Here is a 24,146-nt window from a genome sequence, read left to right on the forward strand (position 1 = left end):
ACAACGTCACCTGGCACGCCGCGCTCGCACCACAGCAGCGCCGGTGCCGCCGAGCACGATCACCGCGGCGGCAGCACCCAGTCCGAGCCAGGGCAATTTGCTGTCATTCGACGACTCCGCGCTCGATCCTGCTGCGGAGGTTCCGCCGCTGGAATCCTTCTCCGCGGCTTGTGAGGAGGCTGAGGCGGAAGGGGAGGCCGAGGCTTCCGTCGTGACTCCTCCCCCGTTTTCCTTCGCCAGCGGGTCGACGTTCGCGGGACCGGCGTCGTAGTCGGGGTCCTCGAGGACGATGCGCGGGCGAATGGCTCCATAGCCGAGGTACGTGCTCGGGTCGTCCTTCGCCCAGTCACGGCCGGCCGTGTCGATGAGGGAGCGTACGACCTGGTTGACCGTCCAGTCGGGGTGGGCGGACCAGATCAGGGCGGCGGAGGCAGCGGTGAGCGCGGTCGCGGGGCTTGTACCGGCGCTGTCGTCGCAATATGAACGGAAAGTGGCATCACACCACCCTGGGAAATCCTGGCCCGGTGCCGCCAGGTCGACATAGTTTCCGTGGGAGGAGAACTTCGACACTGTGCCGGACTCGTCCATGGACGACACGCCGATTACGTAGGGATAGGCGGCGGGGTACGACACCAATCCTTTTCCCTCGCCGTCATTTCCGGCACCGGCAATCAGCAACTTGCCCTTTGAGGCGGCATATTGGATGGCTGCCTCACCTTTCGGGCCGGTCAAACCACCGAACGACATACTGATGATCTTTGCGTCGGTGTCGGCAGCCGCTTTGATCGCATCCCATGCCTGGGGTGTCTTCTCCTTTTCCTCCGTCCCACCCTTGAATCCCTCCAGCTGGATTCGGTATGGGACGATCTTCGCTCCGGGGGCAAGCCCCTGCAAGCCACCGCCGGATCCCGTACCCGCGATCAGTTCGGCCATGGTGGTGCCGTGACCCAGGTAGTCGTTTGTCGCACGGTACGAAACCGACTTGGGGACTTCATCGGCCAGGACCTGCCCCTTGAGCGAAGGTGTATTTGCATTCACCCCAGTGTCGATGACAGCGACCTTGACGCCCTTCCCAGTGCTGGCCTCCCACATTTGCTCGGCCTGCATCGGCTCCAGATACCACTGTTTCGATTGCGCGTCGTAGGCGGCGGCGCTCGGTGCGAACCCCGCTGTCACAACGGCCAGGGCGCCGACGACTGCACCCACTGTTCGCGTTCGTCGCGCGCAGCGCGTCCTGAGGAGAGCGGCCCGCTCGGCTCGTCGGCTGGTCCCTGACTCCATGGTGTTGTACGTCCTCGCTCGGCTCAATTGATGACCGGCGGCACATCGCGCCGCGGCTTGGTGGGCAAGTGTGTCTCTTCGTCCTCGACCAAGTAGTCGGGCCGCGGCGTTCCCTGCACGTTCTGTCCGTCAGCGGGATTTTGCCGATTGGCGGGTCCACGCACGAGCCCCGCACCGCCGCGTGTCATGCCGTTTCGTTCCGCCCGGGCAACGGAGTTGTGAGTCGCGGGCCTGCCTGTGACAGCCTCGGAAGTCCCTGCGCCTCCACGTGTTGAGGGCAGGCTCGAACCGGTCCTCCCAGTGGACTCGGGCGCTCCGAAGACACCACGCTGTCCAGGTGTTCCAGCCGTGGACCGCGAGCTTGGCGCTCCCTCGGCACCAACGACCGTGCCACGGGGCATTCTCGTCCCGCCATTCGCCGAAGGACCAGCAGACGTCGTGGGTCGTCCCCCGACCACGCCGTTCGCGCGCCCCGCGCCGGTGACGGGAGCGCCATTGGCTCGAGGCATGGTCCCACCGGTGGACCGCGGGGTGCCGCCAGTGACGCCTCGGCCCATCGGGGACGGCCTCGCTCCGGAGGCACTGCCCTTGGCGGTCGTCTGCCCGGGCGCTCCCGCGTGGCCCATCTGGTTCGTGACACCTCGGCCCACGGCACGCGCAGGAGCCGAGTTGCCCAGGCCACTGCTGGCCCTGCCCTGAGCGGACACAGGGCTCCGGACACCCCCTGAGCCGCCTGAGGCCCTGCCTGACATGCCGTTGGACACAGGGGGCGGGAAGCCACCCCCGAACGCACCGGGATGGCCGCCGCCCGGGCCGGGGGTACCCGTGACCGGCGGGGTGCTGCCCGTCACGGGAGCCGGGGAGGGCGTAGGCAGAGTGCCGACGCTGTCGATGTTCGTACCGACAGGACGGTCCGGCTGCGTAATGTGCCCTGCGACGTCCGTCGGCTGTGTCGTGGCACCGCTTGTGCTGTGCCCGCTGACATGTACCGAGGCGTGAGGGCTCGTGACCACCCTCGCCGCAGTTTCATGCGTACCGCCCGAAGCGACCTCGCCGGGACCAGGGGTAGGCACAGTGATGGGCGCGGGCACCCCCACATCCGGCATGACAGTGAACTCCGGCGCCTTCAAAGCAGCCAGCTGCTCCTCCGACACCGTGTAGTACGACGACAACCGGTTCATCTGGTTGATCGCCTCTTGGCGGTTCTTCTCCACCTCGACGGCAGCGGTGTACGCGTCGTTGCTCGCCACCCGCTCGACCTTCGGGATGTCCCGGACGGGCGTCGGGTCCGTGCGCGTGTCGCGAGCCGGCATGGCCTTGCGCACGGAAGCCAACCCAGTCGCGGCGGCCATGATCTGGTCACCTGCCGATCCGGCGAAGTCGCTCAGGCCCTTGGTGGTGGTGACGAGTGAACGGCCCCACTTACGGAACGCGTCGCCCGACTCGCCCACCCAATGGACGTTCTCGATGTGGCCATCGAGCTCGGTGGCCGCCGCCTCGATGGCGTCGCGAGCCGCCCACAGGGCGTTGCCCGACGATTCCAGGTCCTCCGGATTCGTCTGCTCGACCAGGTCGAGCATCTCGTTGAGTCCGTGGCTCTCGAAGTTCGTCCGTTGCCGCAAGGCCTGCCCGACCGGCGTGGCGTCGATCGCGGCGCGAACCGTGTTGCGGAAGAACCCACCGCCCGGACGCTCCTCCACACCGCGGGCGAAGTCCGTGAAGGAGTTCTGATGGGAGACCCGCTCCAGGTCGGCCTTGTGCTGGTTGTCGGTCATCGTCAGAGCTTCCCGCCGGTCTTCGCGTCGTTGGTGCGCTGTACGTCGTCCCTCGCGTCCTGGATCTGACGGATCTCGGTCTGGATCTCGGCGAAACGTCGTCGCTGGTCTTCTTCCAGGTTGTCGAAGCCCCGGTGCGCGCCCAGGACGGCGATGCCGATCCCCTCGATCTGCAGGTGCAAGGTCTTGGAGAGCGACGTGAGCTCCTGGTGGACCCTGTTGTACTGCAGGTAGAGACCGTGTGCCTCCGGGAAGGCGGCCATGCTTCCGCTGTTCAGCGACCCGGGCTTGATCGTCTGGGCGCCCACCTTCGTCGGGTTGCCGGCGGACCCTTCAAGGTCCCGCAGCACGGCGTCCACTCGTTTCAGGAAAGTGGACAGCGCCTCACCGCTGGCTTCCAGGTTGGCCGCCGTGGTGGCGGACGCACCGCCCGTCATGTCCATCGGAAGCATGACGCCCCCTCCCCCGTTTCCCCGTAGCGCCCGTCGACAGGGACGGACAGACGCTCGCCGTACGATCGCAAAGCGAGCCGTACCTGACAACGCTTTTACCACTGTAGCCAGCCTGTACATCCAGCCCAACCGTGGTACGTGTGAAGGCAGTTACGAGACCGGACCAGACAGCCCGCTTTGCCCGATTCGCCGGTTCGCCGTGAGGAGTGCAAGCCCTCCACGCCGCGCAGCCCGAGGACACCACCCGTGTGAACAGTGTTGATTCCTTCAGTTCACATCAGTAGCGATCTTCACCGAACTTCCGCGCTTCGATGATCACGACTGCATAGCCGCCGTCCCAAAGAACAACCGGAGTTGCTAGCGTGACTGCCGCTCTCCCCCCGGCGCCCCAGGGTCCGGCGGGAGCGGAAAGCGGTCGGTCGGCGGCACGGGGGAAGGGTCCTGCGGATGGCATGGGACGAATGGGAGCAGCTCAAGAGCGAGGCGCAGCAGCGCCGGCAGAGCTCCGCCCACATGCAGCTCAACCACGTGGATCCTCCAGGGCCCCCCGTCAACACACAGGGTGACCTCAAGGCCAGTCAGAGCGACCTCGCCCGAGTCGGGAACGCCGCGTTCGACCTGCACCAGCAGTTCGAGCACTTCAGCGACCATGCCAGGGTGAAGTCCATCGCGGCCGGCGACGGCCTGAAGGCCGAGGGCTTCGAGATCGGCTCCGCGCTGACCCACGTGGCCGAGCACTGGGTCGACCAGGTCCAGACACTCCTCGACGCGACGGCCCACATCTCCAACCACCTCGACTACACCAAGGGCGCGCACAAGGGCGACGACGTCTTCATCGCCGGCACGGTCAGCAGCATCGCCGACCTCGACAAGGGCTTCGACGAGCGGAAGGGCGGTTGAGCCGATGGATCTCGACGCTCTCCGCTACGGCAACTTCAGCAAGCTCGGTGAGGCCATCACCGACTGGGAGGAGATGGCCAAGAACCTCAAGACGCTCGCCGAAGACGCCGACAAGAACCTCAAGGGCCAGGCCGACAAGGCGAATTGGGCTGGCGTGAACGCGACCGTCACCCGTGAGTTCATCGACAAGACGGCCGGCGAGTTCACCGACGCCCACACCCAGGCCGACACGGTCGCCAAGATCCTCAGCGACACCCGTGGCGAGCTCATCGGCTACCGCGACCAGCTCAACGCGGCGATCGAGCGAGGTGTCGCGAAGAAACTGACCGTGGGAGACGCCGGCGACGGCACCTTCTTCGTCACCGCGAGCATCCGCCCCGACTGGTACTCAGATCCGAGCGGTGGGAAGGATGCGGCCAGCCAGAAGGACGTCAACGACCTGCGCGACGAGATCCAGCGCATCCTCGACAAGGCCACCGAGAGCGACACCACCGCCGCCAAGGCGTTGCGCCTCATCGTCGACTCGGCCAAGTACGGCTTCTCCGGCGCCGACTACGACAACCGGGACGAGGCGGCGAAGGCCATCAAGGATGCCGACGCGATGGCGAAGATCCTCGCGAAGAACCCGCACGACGTGACGAACACGGAACTCGCGTCCCTCAACGCGAATTTGGCCAAGTACAAGAACGATCCCCTCTTCGCGGAGGAGTTCGCCACGACGGTCGGCCCAAAGAAGCTCCTGACCTTCTACGCCGGTGTGGCCGACCCCTACCAGGGGCAGTACGACCCCAAGCGCGCCGAGCAGGTCAAGCAGCTCCAGAAGAACCTCGGAAACACCATCGGCCAGGCCACACTCTCGGACAGCGACAAGATGCAGGGCTGGGAGCAGCAGATGATCAAGCTGGGCCCGGACCAGCTGGGCATCGACGACGCGAGCAATCCGACCGGCTACGCCGTCATGAGCAACCTGATGCGGTTCGGTGACTACGACGACCAGTTCCTGAACGACTACGGCAACAAGCTCCTCGACTACGACAAGAAGGTCAACGGCGAGGGAATCAACCTCTGGGTCAACAACGCCAACCAGGGGGACCTCAACTACTGGGGTTACAAGAACGACCGGGGTCGCGACCCGGTGACGGGTTTCCTCGAGGCGTTGGGTCACAACCCTGGTGCCTCGGAGCAGTTCTTCGCGCGACCCGACGTCACGGAATACACCATCGGCGACAGGGACACCGTCGACAAGGCATCCGAGCTGAACGAGCACCTCAAGTACCTGACCCAGGACCGCGTCTGGGTGTCCGACACCACACTCGAGGGCGACCACGACTACGTCGCGGGGCGCGACGCGCTCGGCCACGCCCTCGAGGCGGCTACAACCGGGTACTCGTACGACGCGACCGCGGCCGAGATCAAGGCGGGCGGCGAGCATCGGACTCCCGCGACCGCTGCCGTGATGGAGGAGGTGGCGTACCTCTACGGCAGCAAAGACGGTCCGAAGTTGCTTCACGATCAGCCCGAGATGGCTGACAGCCTGGGCAAGATGGCCGGCGCGTACATCGATGACATCGACTACAACCTGTCCGGGGTCGGCGAGCACCAGATGGACGCCGGCACCTTCCCCGCCGCATATCAAGGGCGGGCCAACTTCACCAACGAAGGCGCGATCAACTTCCTTAGCGTGCTTGGTCAGGACGAGAAATCCCACAGCGCCGTCACCGCAGCACAGCATCTGTATACGTTGAGCGCGCTCGACAAATATTCGCCGACCAGTGATGCCAATATCGAGCATGCCCATGATGCGCTGATAGCAGGTACCCAGGCGCGGGGCATCCTCGACAACGCCCGTGTCGAGCAAGCCGCGACGGACTACGGCGCGGATTCGGAAGACGCCAACAAGTCACTGGGCCGGTCCGCCGACTGGATCAAGCTGGGGGTCGGTGCGGCCGTGGGCGTCGGGGTCGCCGCCATCCCACTGCCCGGGACGACTGCTGCGGCAATGGTCATCGCACCGGTCGCCGCAGATACCGTCGGAGGGGCGGTGAACACCTTCATCGGTCATCAGATCGACAAGGGCGTGGACGCCGCCGAAGCGGATCCCAGGGAGCAGGCGCAGCTGACCAGCAGCGATTTCTATTCAAAGGGTATCAATCAGATGGGCGCGGCCTACAATGCCTACATTGACGGCGACCCCAAGATCGGCGATATCGTGGATGGCCAGAATTGGGACCAGGATGTCAACGCCGCCTACTACGGAACTGGAACGGGCGAGAACGAGTATCGTGGCCGAGCTCCCTACAAGGACTGAAGTTGTGCGACAGACGAGCGAACGACCGCAGGGCAGAAAAGGAACACTCACCGTACTGCCTTCAGTGATGAGCGCGGCGGCACTGATCTTTGGAGTCTCCGCATGTGGCGGAAACGACGAAAGCACTGAAGAGCCGACCCTGACTGCGTCCCAGGTTTGCGATTCCACACTCGACTCGTCGGCTACTTCGGCACTCAAACGCATGGGCAACACGGAGAAGTTCACTGAACTGCCCGGCACCATGAACTCCGGAGAGCCGAGCAAATTCTCCCTCAAACGGTCTGCGAAGACAATTTACGAGGACATGACGCAGCGAAACCAATGCGTCGTGTTCAAAGCCGGAGACAAGACTGGCCACCCGTTGATGACTGTGGACTTCTCCGCCGTCAATTACCACCCCCGTGCGGATGACGCATCGCAAGACGAGAAATCAGAAAACGTCATTTACCCCATCGGCCTCTATGCAAAGACAAACGGCAACGCCAGCGCAGCTATCTATTTCAAGTGCTCCGCGCAAGCCTCCGGAACGGCCAAAGAATCGGAGCCGTACATCAAGGCATCCCTCACAAGCGCGCCGGGTCAGGTCTCGGTGAAGAGCACAGGCCAAGACCTGGTCACTGTCCTCAATGCCGTCTCTCGTGCCATGGCCGAGCAATTGGACTGCGCATCGGAGGCGGCGCTTCCCACGCAGGTCCCCAAGCCGACAACAGGCTGAAAACGTCCTGCGGCGGACCCGGTCAGCCCAAACAGACCCCCGATCCGACTCCTCATGGATTGACCGCATGGGACTCTTCGACAAGCTGACCGGAACAAGGCGCCCCGCTGACGGGCTGCGCGGCCCTGCTCGGTCTCAACAGCCCTGAAGTCCCTTACGTCATCAGGGACGGCCGTTCGGAGGGGCCGCACTGGTGGCCGAGTGGCGTCTCCAGGACCCGGCCTGGCGGACCTTCTTCGTCCGTACCCAGGTGAGTCGCGTCTTCCAGGTACGCATGCGTCTGGTCCCGGAGAAGAACGAGGTCCGCTCCCTCGACCAGCAGTACGAGGTCACATGGGTCGGTGACACCCCCCAGGCTGGCCATCGCAGCCGAGGCCCAACGCGGCCAGGTGCACACGGTCTCGAATTCACAATCGCACAACACCTTTACACCTTGCGTCTGTTGGATTCTCATCCGCCGACGAGTGACGCCAACAGTTGAGGCGGAAGGCACGGCCGACGATCAGCAGTGGCTCAACGCGATGAAGGACACCTACGTGGGCACAGGATCCGCTGAGGACGACTACCGCGGTCGGCCTCCGTATAAAGACTGAGTGAGGACGGGAAATGCGTCGATCCCTGGGGAGTAACGCACACCGGGCAGCAATGTGCGTCACGGCTGTGCTGGTTGTCGCCTCCGGATGCAGCGACAACTCGGAGCAGAGTGAAACGCCCAGGTCGTCGAGCGGTGTGGCCGCGAATAAAGTCTGTGATGGAACCTTGGACGCGTCGGCCGCGGCAGCACTGCAACGCCTCTCCGGTGCGGAACGGTTCGAGGAGCTCACCGGAACGAATGACGCAGGCGAGCCCAACACGTTCTCAGTGAGCAGGGCGGTCAAGCATCTGCACGACAACTACTCAGCGCAGGGCACATGTTGGGTCTATAAGACGGATGACGACAGCGGACGCTCATTTCTTGAGATCCGGTTCTCAGCAGCGAAAAGTCATCCATCCAGCTCAGCGGGGGAATCCGGCGACGACACAGTCCTCTACCCTATGGGCGTCTATGCGCGGGTAAGCGGCAATGGCGCGGACCTCTACTTCGATTGTCCGACCAAGGCGACCACCGATGACGCATTCACTGGTGACACCGAGTTCGTGAAGGCGGAGATGTACGCGGTGGCCGCCAAAATACAGGGTAAGGATGTGAACAAAGACCGCATAACGATCCTCAATTCGATGGCCAGGGCGGTTGCCGAAGCTGCAGGCTGCGCCTCCACGGCTGCACTGCCGACGCGGGTGCCAGAAGCCAAGAGCGGTTGAGGACTCGCCATACCCCCAACGACATCCAGAGCGTGTACCTCGGCACCGGCCTCACGGCGCCATAACCAGCAACACCGCGGCCACGACGAAGCCGATGACACTCAACTCGGTCAGTGCATCCATGATTCCCTGCCCCGATGCCTCGTTGGTGTGGACGTCCGTTCCGCGGTCACCGCCTCACGCCGGCTTTCCTCCGCCGCGCATCGCGCACAGCCACGGCCGTCCCGCTCAGGCCCGCCACCACGACGAGTCCCCCCACCAGCGCGTACGTCGCCAGGCGGGTGTTACGTTCCTCCGCCGTCTCGCCGAGGTGCAGGGGGGCGACCGCGGGAGCCTCGGCCCTCGTCACTCCCTCCTCGGCTTTCGGAGACTCGACCGGGTTCGCCGGGTCGACGTCCGTCAAGGCCTTGACCGGGTCGACCACGCCCCAGCCGACCAGGCGGTCGTGGCCGGAGATCGATCGTTCCGCCGTCTGTTCGATCTGTGCGACGATCTCGCGAGCCGTCCACTTGGGATACTTGGACTTCAGAAGAGCTGCCACTCCGGCCACGTACGGAGCCGAGAAGCTGGTGCCGTTGTCGGAACAGTGGCCGTCGCCGGGGACCGTCGAAACCATGTCGACGCCGGGAGCAGCCACTCCCACGAACTCGCCCGACTGGGAGAAGGAAGCACGTTCGTTGTTCCGGTCGGAAGCCGCCACTGCGAGGACACCCCCGTACGACGCCGGGTACGTGACCTTGACATTGCCCCCCAAGCCGTCGTTGCCGGCCGAGGCGACGACCACTACCTGGCGGTCGAGGGCATAGTCCACGGCCTGCTTCAGACTCGGGGCCGGTTCGACGGCGTTCGCCGTGTCCTGGGAGATGTTGATGACGTCGGCGCCCTCGTCGACCGCGTAGCGGATCGACTCCGCCAGGGTGAGGGCGGTGCCGTCGCCCTCCGCGTTGTTCTGCTTGATGGGGATGATCGTGGCGTCCGGTGCCAAGCCCACGAAGCCCGTCCCCTTGGCGGGGCGGGCCGCGATGATCCCGGCCACGCGCGTGCCGTGGCCGACGGCGTCCGTGGTCCCCTGGTTGTTTCCGCGGTCGATCTTCTCGCCCTCGGAGTTCTCGGCAGGCAGCAGATTCTTGCCCTTCGACGCGTCTACGGCCATGCTGAGCTGGGGATTCTTGACGTCCACGCCAGTGTCGATCACGGCCACTTGAACACCCTTGCCCGTCGACTGCGCCCAGAGTGCGTCGAGGTTGACGCGTTGCAGCGCCCAGGGACGGCCCTCGTACCTCTTCGACGGAAACGTGCACTGGCCGCCGTCGTCGGCCCAGGCCGCGGTCGGGGGCAGTGCGAACACCGCGGTCGTCCCGATGAAGGCGGCTGCGGTGGCCAAGGCTGCCGTTCTCAACATGAGCTCGCTCTCCTCCATGGAACCGGCTACGAGCCCTGCGGCTGTCGCGCCGCCGCCTCCGACAGCCGCGGGCCTGTCGGAAGGAACGTCGACCACTCCGCGGGGACGGGCGAGGGATTCACCTTCTCGTAGCCCAGGCGGGTCTGGGCGATCTGCGCTTCGTTCAGCTCTTCCTTGCGCTGCCCGGCGGAGGAACCGATGCCCTTGTCATCCGTGGCGCTGTCGCTGTTGGACTGCAAGGCGTAGCGCAGGCCGGTGTCGGTGACCAGGAAGACGCCGCCCGCCTTCGTCTCCGTGCCCTGGAACTGCCGGAAGAGCAGGCCGGACCCGGGGGTGACGTAGGCGCTGGAGGAGCCCGTGGGGAGCTTGGCCGGGAAGTCCGTACTCACCCAGGTGGAAAGTGTCGTCCTGCCGTTCCCCGTGTCCACCGAGCGCAGGACGTTGCAGACCGTGTTGCGGCCGGTGGAACCGCTGGAGCCGTTGTTCACCGTCTTCGGTTTGCGCGTCGGCCAGTTCTTCTGCCCGTCGAACGTCGTGCTGTCCACGACAGCGCCGGGGCTGACCTGCTGCGCCTCGCCCGCCTGTCCGGCGTCCACGAGCGCGCCGCTGTTGAGCAGCAGCGTCGCGGTGAACTCGGAGATGCGCGCCACACGTCCGGGCAGCACCACGTAGTACTCCATCACCTGGCCGTCGTACGCCTTGATGACCATGCCCACCTTGTCGTACTGCTGCAGGCTGCTGGAGGCACCTGCCTTGGTGCCGGGCGTTCCGTCGATCTTCGGGATGGAGATCGGATCCCCCTTGTGGAGGGTGTCGAGCCACTCCTGCGAGACCCGCTGCGGAGCACGGCCCTGGGTGTCGAGGGCCTTGAGCAGTTCCTTGTCAGTGGGGTCGGCCAGCTGGTACGCGGTGCCCTGTGCGTCGACGACGTATTGGGTCTTGCCGTCCGGCCCGACGACATACAACAGGTCGCCCCGGGAGAGCCTGTTGCCGCCCTCGGTCCTGGACCAGTCCTTCTCGGCGAAGACGAACGCCGCTTTTTGGATGGCCCGGCCGCCGTCGCCGGGGCGCTCGCAGACCACCCAGCGCTTGTCGGACTCCGCCTCGTCGGCGGAAGGCAGGCGGTCAGGGGCGTAGGGGATGCCGATCGTCGCTCCATGCGGGGGCTTTCCGCTGTCCAGTACGTCCTCGTCCACGGTGATGACGCTGTCCTTGCCGGGGTCCAGCAGGAGCTTGGCGGAGGCCATGTTGAGGACAGGGTGCAGCTGCGTCTCCTTGCCCGTCTTCAACACCACGTACCGCGTGGTGGAGTCGCTCGCGACGATCACGTGCTCCCCCGGCGTGTCCCACCCGACGGGCGCCGTCGGACTGAACAGGCCGATACCGCCGAACACCGCGAGGATGACCACCCCGACGATGATGCCGGGAAAGACCGCGCCCAGAGGTTTGGGGGCGCCTTCCTCGGAACCCGACGGAGTGGGCTGGACGAAGGACGCGAGTGTGCGGCGCTTCGCGAAGGTGTAGGCGTTGAGTTGATCCCGCCGAGATGCCATCTGTGCCTGTCTCTCCCCGTGTTCCCCGCGGCCCGCGCTCGGCGGGTGTACCATCCCCCGCCCTCCAGCTGTCGTACCGGCCCCCTACTATGCCTGGTACCCGCGCCGACTTGTGGAACGGGTAGGGTACCTGGACCCTCAAGTGCCCTGTGTGGTGCTGGAATACCAACAAAATGCGAGCAAATCGGGGGATGGAGTGATGGCTTCGCGAACACGGGCCCGGTCCGGTGACCGGTCGCAGGCGCGACGCTCTGCGGCAGCCCGGCCGGAGCCGCCACGGCAACCACGCGCAGGGAGTGGGCAGCCGGACGCCCTCCGGCTGGGTACGTCGCACGGACAGGGCGGATCGTCCCGGTTGCAACGACTTGTGCAGCTGGAAATCGCGGCCGCCGTTCTCGTCGTCGGCTGGGTGGTCGGTGTCGTAGCCCTCGTGGTGGCCACCGTCATCGCGGGCGTCCTCGTCGCGCTCACGTTCCTCCGCCGCCGCGGCCGTTCCCTCCCCGAATGGCTGGCCACGGCCCGTGCGTTGCGGGCGCGGCAGCGCAGGGCCGCGACTACGCCCGTGCCGACGGGGACGGAGCCGGGGCTGGCGCCGGCCGTGGAGTGTGATCCGAGCCTGCGGACCCATACCTACGGCAGCCGCGACCGACGGCCCGTCGGGATCATCGGTGACGGCACGTTCGTCACCGCCGTTCTGCAGGTGGAGGCCGACGCCACCGCTCTGCGGGCCGAGCGGACTCGGCAGCCGCTTCCGCTCGCCCTGGTGCGCGACGCCCTCGAAGTCGACGGAATCCGGCTGGAGTCGGCGCAGATCGTGCTGCACACTCAGCCCGCACCCGCCATCCATCTGCCCCAGCAGTCCGTGGCCGTCGCCAACTACGCGCCGCTGCAGGAGCAGACCGGTGCGCCCGCCGTGCGCATCACATGGATCGCGCTGAAGCTCGATCCCGAGCTGTGCCCGGAAGCCGTGGCGGCGCGCGGCGGTGGCCTCGTCGGGGCGCAGAAGTGCGTTGTACGTGTTGCCGACCACCTGGCGAGCCGACTGGCCGGGGGAGGATTCCGAGCCACCCTTCTCGACGAGGAACAGCTGACCGCCGCCATCGCCACCTCGGCCTGCGCCAACCCGCTGGTGACCGCGGAGGTCGGGCGGACGGACACCCGGGAGCGGCGTACCGAGGAAACCGGCCGGAGCTGGCGCTGCGACAACCGCAGACACACCACCTACTGGATCCGCCGGTGGCCGACACTGGGCGGCCAGAGAGCGCCGTCGCTGCCGCAGTTCGTCGCCCTGGTCACGGCCGTCCCCGCGCTCGCCACCACCTTCAGCCTCACGCTCACGCGCGGAGAGCGGCGGGAGCTGTCGCTGTGCGGACATCTGCGGGTGACCGGGCGTGGCGACGACGAACTCGTCGCCGCCCGACGTGCTCTGCAGGCTGCGGCACGCCACACGGGCACGGGACTTGCCCGCCTCGACCGGGAACAGGTGCCCGGCATGCTCGCCACTCTCCCGCTCGGAGGTGCCCGGTGACGGCGATACCCACACGTGCGGGGCAGTCGGCCGCCGGTCGGGGTGAGCCGCAGTCGCCCGCGCTCCCACGGATGGGCGGACTCCTGCGCAGGGGCTTCGGGCTGATCGGTCCGCGGCACGCGCGGCACTCCGTCTCCCCGGAGCAACTGGAAGCACTCGCACTGCCCATCGGGGACGACGGTGTCGTGATCGGTGTGGACGCGGATGGCCGGCCCGCCGTGCTGGGGCTCAACCGGCCGACCCCGTACGACGTCGTCCTCATCGGCGGGCTGTGGACCGCGCAGATCATCGCCCTCCGGGCGGCGGCCACGGGAGCACGCGTCGCCGTGGAGACGGGGAGGCCCCAGGCCTGGATGCAGATGGTGCACGCCATGGGCGGCGGCCAGAACGGCCTGGCCGTGTACGACGTCGGCCGGGTGCCCCCTCAGGGCACCTCGGCCGGCACACCCGTGCTGGTGGTGCGGGACTGCGGGATGCGCCCGCCGCGCGGACGGGTCGCGTCCGGTCCCTGGCAGGCCGTGCTGACCCTGCTGCCCTACCTCAGCCCGGTCGCACCACGGCTGATACGCCAGGCCCGGCTGGTCGGTGTGCAGCGGATCTCGCCGGACGAAGCCGTGGAAGTGGGCCGCGCGTTGGCGCTGCCCAGGGAGAACGTCGAAGTCCTGCCGACGCTCGTCGACGGTTTCACACTGTGGTGCGCCGACCGGGACCGGCAATATGTGATGACTCAGCCGACGGACGCGGAGATCGGGCTGCTGGGCACGCCCCGGCGCATGGACTGAGGCGTCTTCCGGGCATTTGGGGGCTTTGAGAGCTTCTGAGGGGTGGGCGGGCCTGCCGGGGTAGGGCATCTGATGATTAGGCTGGTGCGGGGAGCGATGCCGGAAACCGAGGGTGGGCGTCGGCGTCTCCGGGGAGGGCCGGTGCGTCGGACGATCACGGACGGCCTCGAAACCACTTCTTACGACGAGAAAGGGGTGCCCGCCGCACGACATGACGGTGCGTGAGGGTGCTCGACCACACCAGGAGGAATTGTGAGCAGCGATCGGGACGGGACGCGCGGGGGCTGGGCCACACCCGGCGATGACCAGCCCGACGCGGAGTCCGCCATCGAGATGACGGGCGAGTTCACCATCGACTACGCGCCGCCCGCTTGGTACACGCAGAACACCGGTGGGGGGCCGGGGGCGGACTCGGGAGGGAACGCCGGTGCCGCCCCTCCGCCAACACCGACGACTCCGGCCCCCGCGCCCGCGCCCCCACCGGCTCCGGCACCCACCCCGGCCCCGGCCCCGGCCCCGGCCCCGGCCCCGCCGAGTGTGCCGGGGATGCCTGGGGTTCCGGCGAACATGCCACCCGCGAACATGCCGTCCGCGAACGCGGCGCCTGCGGCGCCGTATGCTCCGCCGGTCGCTCCGTCCGCCCCTCACGCGCCCTTCGCTCCCCCTCACGCACCGTTCGCGCCACCCGCGCCGATCGCCCCTCCCACCGGGGAGCCCGTCGCCGTGCCCGGGCTTCCCGTGAACAGTGGGTTCGAGCCGCAGCAGGCCCAGCAACCGACGGCACCGCAGGCCGAGGCACCGGCTGCCGTGCCAACGCCGGTCGGCGAGGAGAGCGGTTCCGGGAGCGGGGACTTGGAGAGCGGCGCCACGATGCGCTTCTCCTCCGCCGCCCTCAAGCAGCAGATCGCCGAGCAAACCGCCCCGGTCGACGCGGAGAAGGCCGAGACGACGGAGAGCACGCCGAACACGCACGACGCGCCTGCCGCCGTCGCCGGGGAAGCGGGTGACGGGACTCCCGAGGCATCCGCGTCGGGCGACGCTGCGGCCCAGGAGGGATCCGCCGAGTCCCAGGAGGCCGTTTCCGAGGCGGATGCCTCCGGTGAGGCCGCGGCTCAGGACGCCGATGCCGGGACGGAGGCGGGGGCCGAGGCCGAGGGCACCGCTTCCGCAAAGGGCGCGGCAGAGCAGGACGGCTCCGCCGACGGCGACGCGCCGGAGGGCGCCTCCACGGACACCGCCGAGCAGCAGGACGGCGCGGAGGAGCAGGACGGCGCACCCCAGGGCGTGGCTGCCCCCTGGCCGCCCACCTGGACTCCCCCGCAGGTTCCGCAGGCCCCGCAGGCCCCGCAGGCCCCCCAGCCCGGGCTGCCGCCGTTGCCGCCCTCGTACGAGCCCGCCGCTCCCGCGCCGGCGGCCGAGTGGCCCGCCCAGCCGCAGCCGCTGCCCCCGCGGACGGACCCGGCGGCGGCCCAGCAGCCGCCCCTTCAGGCGCCCAGTCAGCCGCCCGTCCAGCCGCAGCCGGCACCGCCCGCGCCGCACGCCTGGAACGCGTCGCCCCCCGAGGCCACCCCGCCCGCACCCCAGCCCGGCTACGGCTTCCCGCAGCCCCCCGCACCCAACGCCCAAGCCGGGTACGGCTTCCCGCAGCCCCCGGCGCCCCACACACCCGACGGCTACGGCTTCCCGCAGCCCCCCGCACCCAACGCCCAACCCGGGTACGGCTTCCCCCAGCCCGCCGCGCCGCAGCCGCAGCCGGGCCCCCACCAGGCGGACGGCCGGCCACCGGCGGCCGCTCCCCAGGGACACCAGCCGCCCCCGCAGGAGGCCCCCCAGGGAGCTCCGCAGGGCTTCCCCGGTCAGCCTCCGCACGGAGCCGCGCCGCACGCTCCCGAGGCCCCGCAGCAGCCCGTCGATCCCCGGCTGGGTGCCGCCTGGCCGCAGCCGGTCCAGCACGACCAGCGGCAGCCGGTCAACCCCGGTGCGGCGCCGCTGGGTTACACCGCGGCCGTCGAGCTGTCCTCGGACCGGCTGCTCAACAACAAGAAGCAGAAGGCGAAGAGCGGCCGCCCGAACGCCGCGCCCTCCCGCTTCAAGATCGGCGGCAAGAAGGAGGAGGCCGAGCGGCAGCGCAAGCTGGAGCTGATCCGTACGCCGGTGCTGTCCTGCTACCGCATCGCCGTCATCAGCCTCAAGGGCGGTGTCGGCAAGACGACCACGACCACCGCGCTCGGCTCCACCCTGGCCATCGAGCGGCAGGACAAGATCCTCGCGATCGACGCCAACCCGGACGCCGGTACGCTCGGCCGCCGGGTGCGCCGCGAGACCGGGGCCACCATCCGTGACCTGGTACAGGCGATCCCGTACCTCAACTCGTACATGGACATCCGGCGGTTCACCTCCCAGGCGCCGTCCGGCCTGGAGATCATCGCCAACGACGTCGACCCGGCCGTCTCCACGACGTTCAACGACGAGGACTACCGGCGCGCGATCGACGTGCTCGGCAGGCAGTACCCGGTCATCCTGACCGACTCGGGCACGGGTCTGCTGTACAGCGCCATGCGCGGCGTGCTCGACCTCGCCGACCAGCTCATCATCGTCTCGACCCCGTCGGTCGACGGTGCGAGCAGTGCCAGTACGACCCTGGACTGGCTGTCCGCGCACGGGTACGCGGAGCTGGTCTCGCGGTCCCTCACCGTCATCTCGGGGGTGCGCGAGACCGGCAAGATGATCAAGGTCGAGGACATCGTGTCGCACTTCGAGACGCGCTGCCGCGGGGTGGTCGTCGTCCCGTTCGACGAGCATCTCGCCGCGGGTGCCGAGGTCGACCTCGACATGATGCGGCCGAAGGTGCGGGAGGCGTACTTCAACCTCTCGGCGATGGTCGCGGAGGACTTCGTACGCCACCAGCAGATGCACGGCCTGTGGACGAGCGACGGCAACCCGCCCCCGGTGGCCGCGCCGCCGATGCCGGGCCAGTCGACGCCCGCTCAGCCCTACCCCGGTCAGCCCTATCCCGGTCAGCCCTTCCCGGGCCAGCCGTACCCGCCGCAGGCGGGACAGCCCTACGCCCAGCCGCAGGCACCGCAGCCCGGTCAGCCGTACCCGCCGCAGCCGCAGCCAGGCCATCCGTACCCCCCGCAGGGCGGGCAGCCGGGACAGCCGTATCCGCCGCAGCCGGGTCAGCCCCACCCCCAGCCGCCCCAGCCCCCGGCGGGCTACGGCTACCCGCAGCACCCCCAGGCACCCCAGCACCCCCAGGCACCCGCACCGCCCCAGCCGGAGGGCGGCCCGCCCCCTCCCCCGCAGCAGTAGCGCGACAGCCATGAGCGACGCCGAAGGGCGGCCGGTGTCCGATGACACCGGCCGCCCTTCGGCCTGTCCGAACCGGAACGGCGGCTACTCGGCCGCCGCCACCAGCTCCCGGCAGCGCTTCACGTCCTGAGCCATCTGCTCCAGCAGCCCTTCCAGCGACTCGAACTTCGCCTGGCCCCGCACGAAGGCGAGGAAGTCGACGGCGACGTGCAGACCGTAGAGGTCGAGTCCGACGCGGTCGATGGCGTACGCCTCCACCGTGCGCTCGGTGCCGTCGAACTGCGGGTTGGTGCCGACGGAGATCGCGGCCGGCATCGCCTCGCCGCCCGCGTGCAGCCAGCCCGCGTAGACGCCGTCGGCCGGGATCGCGGTGTGCGGCAGCGTCTCGACGTTGGCGGTGGGGAAGCCGAGCTCCCGCCCCCGCTGGGCGCCGCGCACCACCACGCCCTCGACGCGGTGCGGCCGGCCCAGGATCTCCGCGGCGCCCGCGACGTCGCCCTCGGCGACCAGGCGCCGGGTCAGCGTCGAGGAGAACGGCTCGCCGCCGCCCGCCTCACCGCACAGCACCAGGTCGACGACCTCGATGTCGAAGTCGTACACCTTGCCCTGCTCGGCGAGGAACTCGACGTTGCCCGCGGCCTTGTGGCCGAAGCGGAAGTTGGGCCCCTCGACGACGGCCTTGGCGTGCAGTTTGTCGACGAGGACCTTCACCACGAACTCGGCCGGCGACAGCTTCGAGAACTCGGTGGTGAAGGGGAGGACGAGGAGCGCGTCCACGCCCAGCTCCGCCATCAGCTCCGCGCGGCGGTGGTGCGGGGCGAGCAGCGGCGGGTGGCTGCCGGGGCGGACGACCTCGCTGGGGTGCGGGTCGAAGGTGACGACGACGGAGGGGACGCCCAGCTCGCGGGCGCGGTCCACGGCGTGCCGGATGATCAGCTGGTGTCCGCGGTGGACCCCGTCGTAAGAGCCGATGGTGACGACGCTGCGTCCCCAGTCCTCGGGGATGTCCTCCAAGCCACGCCAGCGCTGCACTGTGACCGCTCCTCGAACCCGTGTCCGTATGTTTCGTTGCCTCTTACGCAGGTCTAAGGGTGCCATGCCGGGTGCTTCCTGCCCGCATCGGCATGGGCGCTGTGACCCTGCCCACGTGGGTCAGGCGGGCACCCGTACGCCCGCCAGGTTCTCCAGGACGCTGCGCGTGCCGGGGCCGACCAGCACGGCCCACTCCCCCGGTGCCTCGGCGAGCCAGCCGACCACCTGCGCGGCGAAACCCGGGACGAGCCGCCCGAGGTCGACCAGGCCGCGGTCGAAGCGGCGGCCGCCCTCCGGGGTGCGGACCAGGAGCAGCCCGGCGCGGTGGACGAGCGCGCGCAGTTCCTCACCGCTTCGCTGGGTGGCCGCGTGCAGTACGGCGTCCAGGACGGCGGGTGTCCGCTCGTGGGCCAGCAGGAAGTCCAGCAGTTCGCGCCGGAGCGGCCGTGAGTCCACGGTGCCGGGGGCGAGCAGCACGCCGGCCAGCGCGGCCCGCACCTGTTCCGGAGCGCCGCCGTCCAGCAGGCCGGTGACCAGCGGACGCAGGACGGCTCGGACGGCCGGCCCGTGGTCGAGACGCCGGTCGACGTACGCGGCCACGTCCCCGGCGGTCTCCGGCCGCCGCTCCACCGCCTCCCGGACGAGGGCGGCGACCCGGCGGGCGAGCGAGGGCGGGGTGACGTCGGCGAGCGCGCGCAGGGTGCCGCCCGCGCCAGGGCTGCTCAGCCGGGCCCGGACGGCTTCCAGAACGGGGTCGGGATGGGTGTGCAGCGCGGTGAACAGCGCGCTCGGCGGCAGGTGCGGATCACCCGCCGAGAACCGCTCCAGCGCCTGTGGGAGGTGCCGGTCCCGGGTCTCGGGGTCCCGCACGAGGAGGGCGAGCGCACCGCCGTGCACTGAGGTGTCGGCGGGGCGGTCGAGCAGGGCCAGGGCCGCGTGGCGCAGCAGGCCCCGGTCGGCGTCCGTCGTCACCTGCGGGGCGGCCCGCAGCCCGTGGGCCACCGCCGCGGCCCACCGGGCGCGCCGCTCGTCGTGCGCCCAGCGGTCGACGGCCCGGCAGAGCGCGGAGGGTTCGTCCTCCGCCAGCACGGCGAGCAGTTCGTCGGCCCGCCGGTGGCCACAGCCGACGAGGACCTCCAGGAGGTGGTCCACGGCCCGGTGCCGGTGTGTGTGCAGCAGCGCCTGCGCGGCCGTCGCCACGGTGGCGTGCGGGGTCGCGGGCAGCGGCCGCTCGTCGTCGAACCAGTGGGTGAGAAACGGCTGTACGGCGGTGGCGTCGACGGCGAGGAGATCGGCGACGGCGTCGAGGTGACGGGGTGCGCCGACGTCGTCCGGGGCCGGGTCGGCGAGGACCAGCCGGCGCAGGAGGTCGAGGCGGGCCTCGGCCGGGAGGGCGAGCCGCGTCCAGAAGTCGGGGCCGAACTCGGGGCGCCGTACCGCCTGCCCGCCCCCCGTCACGATCCGGTCGGCGAGCAGGCGCAGGACTCCGGTGTACGGGGTCGCGTCCGGGACGCGCAGCAGGGTCTCGGCGAGCAGCCGGGCGGCCCACCAGGACGTCGGGTCGGCCGCCAGGGCGCCGAGCAACTCCTCGAGCCGGGCGAGGAGTCGGTGGGTGCCCTGCTGGCGGGCGAGGAGGAGCAGGGCCTGGACCACGGGGCCGATGCGGTGGTGCGGGACGGGGAGCGAATGGGCGCCCTCGGGGGTGCGGCGGCGGTGGACGAGGGCGCGCAGGGCCCCGTCCAGGTCGAGGTGGACGCCCTGGATCCAGTCGGCGAGTTCCTCGTGGGCGAAGCGGTAGCCGTTGCCGGCGGGTACCAGCAGGCCCTCGGTGAGGACGGCGGACGCCCAGCCGGTACCGCCGCCGAGGCGGGCGGGCGCCGGACCCCAGGGGAACACCGCCTCGAACGACGCCCGGTCCAACTCGCCCTGGCCCGGCCCGAGACTGCGGCGGGCGGCCTCGTGCACCTGCCCGGAGACCTTCGCCGCGAGCCGCCGTACGGCCGTGCCGCGCAGGCCGTTCTCGTCGGCGAGACGGACGGCGACGCGCAGGCACATCAGGTCGAGGTGGGCGGAGAGGACGTCGTCGCGGTCGACGGGGGTGGCGGGTGGCGCGTCGGGCAGGGCGGCGCTGATCTCGGAGATGAGGCGGAGGGTGAGGGGGTGACGGGCGTCGGCGCCGGCGAGGGCGGTGCCGGGGACGGCGTAACGGGCCCGGGCCTCGCGGGCCTCGTCCGGGGTGAGGTCACCGAGCAGGACACAGGGCGGGAGCGTCCCGGTCGTCCCACCCGGCCCGGACTCGCCGCCGTACAGCATCTCCGGCGGGAACCCGGTCCCCGCCCGCTCCCAGTACTCCGCACGGCACGCCACCACCAGCCGCGCCCCCGCCTCCCGCAGCCACCGTGCCGTGCCGTCGGTCCAGTCGGCCAGGCGGTGCGCGAGGACGGGCGGCATCTCCTCGGGGCCGTCGAGCAGCAGGAACAGGGGCCGGCCGGCGGCACGGGCGAGGCGGGCGAGGCGTTCGGGGGCGAGGTCGCCGAGGGCGGCGGGGCCCGGTGCGGAGGGTGCGCCCGGTCCCGCCCCTCGAACGGGCCCTGACGCCTCCCCCGCGCCCGCCACCGGCTCCGCTGTCCGGGCCGGGACCGACGCCGCCACGATGCGTGCCGCCCGGGTCAGGGCTCTGCGGGCCGCGTCGGCGATCGACTCGTCCTCGTCTCTCAGGTCGGCGCCGCGCAGCCAGAGGGTGGGGGCGGGTTCCGGGCCCCGGCCGCGGCGCGCGGCGAGGGCCGCGAGTTCCGTCGTACGACCGCTGCCCGGGGCCCCCACGAGGCCGAGGACGGCCGCCGCGCCCGCGGTGAAGGTGTCGAACTCCCGGACCGGCGCTGCGCGTTCGACCGGTGTCACGCTCCCGGCGCCGGGTCCGCGGCCCGGGTGGCCGGGGAGCGTGCCGGGCGGGCCGTCCGAGCCCACCGAGGTGGAGGTGAGCTGCAGGACGCCCGCGAGGTTGAGGTCGGCGCCGTACGCGGGCACCGTCGCCGCGTTGCGGGCGAGCAGCTCGGCCAGCGGGCCCGCGGCGGCCGGGCGCAGGGGGACGGCGAAGCCGGCGTCCCGGTGGCCGGACTGCAGGGCGGTGCCCAGGACGGCGAGGACCGTACCGGTCGCGGCGTCGAGCACCGGTCCCCCGGCCGCGCCCCCGCCCAGCCGCAGCGCGTCCCGGCCCGCCGTGCCGATCGCCAGTTCCAGGGCGCCGTCGAGGCAGTGGAGACGGTCCGTGGCCGGGTACGTCACCCGCGTCGCGCCCAGCACGCGTGCCTCGCGCCAGCAGCCCGCGGCCAGCCGGACGTACGTGCCGGTGCGGACGCCGTCCCGGACGGTCACCGGGAGCGGGTCCGTGCCGAGGCCCTCGGTGCGGACGAGGGCGAGGTTCAGCTCCGGCAGTGGGGTGACCGCGTCGGCGGTCACGGTACAGCCGCGGTCCCCGGCGCCGTGCAGGACGAGGCGGGGAAGGCCGTCGACGGCCTCGTGGCTGGTGAGAACCGTGCCGAGGTGGTCGGCGACGAAGCCGGTGCCGCGGAGGCGGCCGGTGAGGTCGCGGATGCGGACCAGACAGGCGTCGGCGGGGTCCACCGCGGAGTCCTGCCCGCCGTCGTGCCGCGGTGTCCGCGGGCCCCGTCCCGCCATCGCCGTACCTCCCCGCCACGCCCGCGTGCCCTCGGTTCGACGGTAGGCGTGCGGTGATCAAGAGGACAGGCCCCGGAACGAACGCGCCCCCCTGCGCTCCCTCGGTTCACTCCGAGCGCCTGCCCGGACGGGTGAATGAACGTCAGACGTTGGATACACCTAGGGGTGGGGGAACCGAGGGGGGACCGTGGAGCGGCGGGGCGATGGATCACCCCGTGTCCGCCGCTCCACGGGCAAAGCGGCCCCCGCGCCGACCGCCGGGGTCGGCTCAGCTCAGCACGGCCAGGCTCTTGGCCTTGCCCTTCTGCTCCTCCACCAGGGCCAGGAAGCGGCCCTCGGGGTCGAAGACGGCGACGGGGCCGGCGCCCGCGTACTCCTCGGGCATCTCCAGGCGGACGCCGTTGGTGAGCAGCCGGGCGCGCTTGGCGTCCACGTCCCACCGGGGGAAGGCGGCAGCGGCGGCGTCGGCGACCGGCATCACGCTCAGCTCCTGCTGGAGCTGGTCGAGCGTCTTCGCCGAGTCCAGCTTGTAGGGGCCGACGCGGGTGCGGCGCAGGGCGGTCAGATGGCCGCCGACGCCGAGGTCCGCGCCCAGGTCGCGGGCGAGGGCGCGGATGTAGGTGCCGGAGGAGCAGACGACCGACACGATCAGGTCCAGGACGGGCGTGCCGTCCTCGGCGACGGCGTCCCGGACGTCGTACACGGCGAAGGAGGAGATGGTCACCGGGCGGGCCGGGATCTCGAACTCCTCGCCGTCACGGGCCCTCTTGTAGGACCGCACGCCGTCGATCTTGATGGCGCTGACCTTGGAGGGCACCTGCATGATGTCGCCGCTGAGCTTGGCGATGCCGGCGTCGATGGCGTCCCGGGTGACCTCGGAGGCGTCGACGGAGGCGGTGATCTCTCCCTCGGCGTCGTCCGTCAGGGTCGTCTGGCCGAGGCGGATCGTGCCGAGGTACTCCTTCTCGGTGAGCGCCAGGTGTCCGAGGAGCTTGGTCGCCCGCTCCACGCCGAGGACGAGGACGCCGGTCGCCATCGGGTCGAGGGTGCCGGCGTGGCCGACGCGGCGGGTCCTGGCGATCCCCCGCATCTTGGCCACGACGTCGTGCGAGGTGAAGCCCGACGGCTTGTCGACGATGACAAGGCCGTCGGGCGCGGTGGTCTTGCGGTTCATTCGGCGGTGTCGTCCGTCTCGTCGTCACCGGGCTTGCGGTACGGGTCGGCCTCGCCCGCGTATCCGGCACCCGCGGACACCTCGCGCACCTTCGCGTCGGCGGCCCGCGCCTTGTCGAGCAGGTCGTCGATGGTGCGGGCGTTGTCCGGAAGGGCGTCGGCGACGAAGGCGAGGGTCGGTGTGAACTTCACGCCGGCGGCGCGGCCGACCTCGGAGCGCAGGATGCCCTTGGCGCTCTCCAGCCCGGCGGCGGCGGCCTTCCGCTCCTCGTCGTCCCCGTACACGGTGTAGAAGACGGTCGCCTCCCTGAGGTCTCCTGTGACCCGGGTGTCCGTGATGGTGACGTGGGAGCCGAGCCGCGGGTCCTTGATCCCGCGCTGCAGCTTCTGCGCCACCACCTCTCGGATGAGGTCCGCCAGCCTCTTGGCGCGCGCGTTGTCGGCCACTGGTCCGTCTCCCGTTCTTTCTTGCTTCTCGTGTCTACGTTCTGTGGTCAGTCGTCTTCGCCGTGGAAGCGGCGTCTGACCGACAGGAGTTCCACTTCCGGCCGGCCGGCGACGAGCCGTTCGCACCGGTCCAGTACGTCGGTCAGGTGCTCCGCGTCACCGGAGACCACGGCGAGGCCGATCCGGACCCTGCGGTGGAGGTCCTGGTGGTCGACCTCGGCCGCGCTCACCGCGTACTTGCGCTGGAGCTCGGCGACGATGGGGCGGACGACGGAGCGCTTCTCCTTCAGCGACCGTACGTCGCCGAGGAGGATGTCGAAGGACAGAGTCCCCACGTACATGTGTAGCCGGTTCACCCGCCGGTACGGGATCGATGGCCCTGTCGGCCGTATGGGACAGGGGCACCATGAACGGTACCCCCATCCCGCCGACGACTCGACGGGGTTTCCCACCGCCCGGGTCGGGTGGACGCGGCAGGCTTCCGGAACACGGCGCGGTGCCGGGCC

At 70.0% G+C, this 24,146-nt stretch carries 17 protein-coding genes; 7 read left to right on the forward strand and 10 right to left on the reverse strand.

Annotation, left to right across the window (positions count from 1 at the left end; translation table 11 throughout):
- Nucleotides 1-6 precede the first annotated feature (6 nt).
- From ACIBVL_RS31580 to ACIBVL_RS31590, 3 genes are all read right to left on the reverse strand, one after another.
- Entirely contained in the window at nucleotides 7-1,206 is a 1,200-nt protein-coding gene (locus tag ACIBVL_RS31580) for a S8 family serine peptidase (protein ID WP_399102434.1), read from the reverse strand.
- A 98-nt stretch (nucleotides 1,207-1,304) separates the two neighbouring features.
- On the reverse strand, nucleotides 1,305-3,056 hold the full coding sequence (locus ACIBVL_RS31585; protein ID WP_399102436.1) for a hypothetical protein: 1,752 nt from the start codon (nucleotides 3,054-3,056) through the stop codon (nucleotides 1,305-1,307).
- A 2-nt stretch (nucleotides 3,057-3,058) separates the two neighbouring features.
- Entirely contained in the window at nucleotides 3,059-3,508 is a 450-nt protein-coding gene (locus tag ACIBVL_RS31590; RefSeq protein ID WP_399102439.1) for a hypothetical protein, read from the reverse strand.
- Between the two features lie 447 nt (nucleotides 3,509-3,955).
- Between ACIBVL_RS31590 and ACIBVL_RS31595 the strand changes: the two genes are divergently transcribed.
- The 4 genes from ACIBVL_RS31595 (at nucleotide 3,956) to ACIBVL_RS31610 (ending at nucleotide 8,733) form a co-directional block, all read left to right on the forward strand.
- On the forward strand, nucleotides 3,956-4,408 hold the full coding sequence (locus ACIBVL_RS31595) for a hypothetical protein (RefSeq protein WP_399102441.1): 453 nt from the start codon (nucleotides 3,956-3,958) through the stop codon (nucleotides 4,406-4,408).
- A gap of 4 nt (nucleotides 4,409-4,412) precedes the next feature.
- Nucleotides 4,413-6,716 carry a hypothetical protein gene (locus tag ACIBVL_RS31600; RefSeq protein WP_399102443.1) on the forward strand — a complete coding sequence of 768 codons (2,304 nt, stop codon included), beginning with the start codon at nucleotides 4,413-4,415 and terminating at the stop codon, nucleotides 6,714-6,716.
- Between the two features lie 4 nt (nucleotides 6,717-6,720).
- Nucleotides 6,721-7,431 carry a hypothetical protein gene (locus ACIBVL_RS31605; RefSeq protein ID WP_399102445.1) on the forward strand — a complete coding sequence of 237 codons (711 nt, stop codon included), beginning with the start codon at nucleotides 6,721-6,723 and terminating at the stop codon, nucleotides 7,429-7,431.
- A 660-nt stretch (nucleotides 7,432-8,091) separates the two neighbouring features.
- Nucleotides 8,092-8,733, forward strand: coding sequence for a hypothetical protein (locus ACIBVL_RS31610; protein WP_399102447.1), 642 nt, complete (start codon nucleotides 8,092-8,094; stop codon nucleotides 8,731-8,733).
- Between the two features lie 169 nt (nucleotides 8,734-8,902).
- Here the strand turns inward: ACIBVL_RS31610 and mycP are convergent, their stop codons facing one another.
- Nucleotides 8,903-10,135 carry a type VII secretion-associated serine protease mycosin gene (gene mycP, locus ACIBVL_RS31615; RefSeq protein WP_399102449.1) on the reverse strand — a complete coding sequence of 411 codons (1,233 nt, stop codon included), beginning with the start codon at nucleotides 10,133-10,135 and terminating at the stop codon, nucleotides 8,903-8,905.
- A gap of 26 nt (nucleotides 10,136-10,161) precedes the next feature.
- A complete protein-coding gene (gene eccB, locus ACIBVL_RS31620; protein ID WP_399102451.1) occupies nucleotides 10,162-11,688 on the reverse strand; it encodes a type VII secretion protein EccB in 1,527 nt (508 codons plus the stop codon).
- A gap of 199 nt (nucleotides 11,689-11,887) precedes the next feature.
- Here eccB and eccE point away from each other — a divergent pair, with 199 nt between their 5' ends.
- From eccE to ACIBVL_RS31635, 3 genes are all read left to right on the forward strand, one after another.
- Nucleotides 11,888-13,216: a type VII secretion protein EccE gene (gene eccE / locus ACIBVL_RS31625; protein WP_399102453.1), complete on the forward strand. Its 1,329-nt coding sequence runs from the start codon at nucleotides 11,888-11,890 to the stop codon at nucleotides 13,214-13,216.
- A gap of 71 nt (nucleotides 13,217-13,287) precedes the next feature.
- The gene (locus ACIBVL_RS31630) at nucleotides 13,288-13,998 is read left to right on the forward strand and encodes a hypothetical protein (RefSeq protein ID WP_399102456.1); all 711 of its coding nucleotides are present in this window, start codon (nucleotides 13,288-13,290) and stop codon (nucleotides 13,996-13,998) included.
- Nucleotides 13,999-14,250: 252 nt separating this feature from the next.
- Entirely contained in the window at nucleotides 14,251-17,310 is a 3,060-nt protein-coding gene (locus ACIBVL_RS31635; protein WP_399102459.1) for an SCO5717 family growth-regulating ATPase, read from the forward strand.
- 84 nt (nucleotides 17,311-17,394) lie between these two features.
- On the opposite strand, the gene ACIBVL_RS31640 is transcribed toward ACIBVL_RS31635, so the two are convergent.
- From ACIBVL_RS31640 to ACIBVL_RS31660, 5 genes are all read right to left on the reverse strand, one after another.
- Nucleotides 17,395-18,342 (reverse strand): bifunctional riboflavin kinase/FAD synthetase, encoded by a 948-nt coding sequence (locus tag ACIBVL_RS31640; RefSeq protein ID WP_399102461.1) that lies wholly within the window; start codon nucleotides 18,340-18,342, stop codon nucleotides 17,395-17,397.
- 120 nt (nucleotides 18,343-18,462) lie between these two features.
- Nucleotides 18,463-22,020 carry a trypsin-like peptidase domain-containing protein gene (locus ACIBVL_RS31645; protein WP_399102463.1) on the reverse strand — a complete coding sequence of 1,186 codons (3,558 nt, stop codon included), beginning with the start codon at nucleotides 22,018-22,020 and terminating at the stop codon, nucleotides 18,463-18,465.
- 268 nt (nucleotides 22,021-22,288) lie between these two features.
- Nucleotides 22,289-23,194: a tRNA pseudouridine(55) synthase TruB gene (gene truB, locus ACIBVL_RS31650; protein WP_399102465.1), complete on the reverse strand. Its 906-nt coding sequence runs from the start codon at nucleotides 23,192-23,194 to the stop codon at nucleotides 22,289-22,291.
- Nucleotides 23,191-23,640 (reverse strand): 30S ribosome-binding factor RbfA, encoded by a 450-nt coding sequence (rbfA, locus tag ACIBVL_RS31655; RefSeq protein ID WP_399102467.1) that lies wholly within the window; start codon nucleotides 23,638-23,640, stop codon nucleotides 23,191-23,193. The genes truB and rbfA overlap by 4 nt, the downstream gene beginning before the upstream one ends.
- Before the next feature lie 47 nt (nucleotides 23,641-23,687).
- The gene (locus ACIBVL_RS31660; RefSeq protein WP_399102469.1) at nucleotides 23,688-23,981 is read right to left on the reverse strand and encodes a DUF503 domain-containing protein; all 294 of its coding nucleotides are present in this window, start codon (nucleotides 23,979-23,981) and stop codon (nucleotides 23,688-23,690) included.
- Nucleotides 23,982-24,146: the final 165 nt, after the last annotated feature.

It is taken from the genome of Streptomyces sp. NPDC049687 (genome assembly GCF_044465285.1).
Taxonomy (GTDB): Bacteria; Actinomycetota; Actinomycetes; order Streptomycetales; family Streptomycetaceae; genus Streptomyces.

What these genes read in the sequence shown, in the direction of transcription:
- ACIBVL_RS31585 (WP_399102436.1), bottom strand. Translation starts at nt 3,056, where the DNA reads ATGACCGACAACCAGCACAAGGCCGACCTGGAGCGGGTCTCCCATCAG.
- ACIBVL_RS31590 (WP_399102439.1), bottom strand. Translation starts at nt 3,508, where the DNA reads ATGCTTCCGATGGACATGACGGGCGGTGCGTCCGCCACCACGGCGGCC.
- ACIBVL_RS31595 (WP_399102441.1), top strand. Translation starts at nt 3,956, where the DNA reads ATGGCATGGGACGAATGGGAGCAGCTCAAGAGCGAGGCGCAGCAGCGC.
- ACIBVL_RS31600 (WP_399102443.1), top strand. Translation starts at nt 4,413, where the DNA reads ATGGATCTCGACGCTCTCCGCTACGGCAACTTCAGCAAGCTCGGTGAG.
- mycP (WP_399102449.1), bottom strand. Translation starts at nt 10,135, where the DNA reads ATGTTGAGAACGGCAGCCTTGGCCACCGCAGCCGCCTTCATCGGGACG.
- eccB (WP_399102451.1), bottom strand. Translation starts at nt 11,688, where the DNA reads ATGGCATCTCGGCGGGATCAACTCAACGCCTACACCTTCGCGAAGCGC.
- eccE (WP_399102453.1), top strand. Translation starts at nt 11,888, where the DNA reads ATGGCTTCGCGAACACGGGCCCGGTCCGGTGACCGGTCGCAGGCGCGA.
- ACIBVL_RS31630 (WP_399102456.1), top strand. Translation starts at nt 13,288, where the DNA reads ATGGGCGGACTCCTGCGCAGGGGCTTCGGGCTGATCGGTCCGCGGCAC.
- ACIBVL_RS31645 (WP_399102463.1), bottom strand. Translation starts at nt 22,020, where the DNA reads ATGGCGGGACGGGGCCCGCGGACACCGCGGCACGACGGCGGGCAGGAC.
- truB (WP_399102465.1), bottom strand. Translation starts at nt 23,194, where the DNA reads ATGAACCGCAAGACCACCGCGCCCGACGGCCTTGTCATCGTCGACAAG.
- ACIBVL_RS31660 (WP_399102469.1), bottom strand. Translation starts at nt 23,981, where the DNA reads ATGTACGTGGGGACTCTGTCCTTCGACATCCTCCTCGGCGACGTACGG.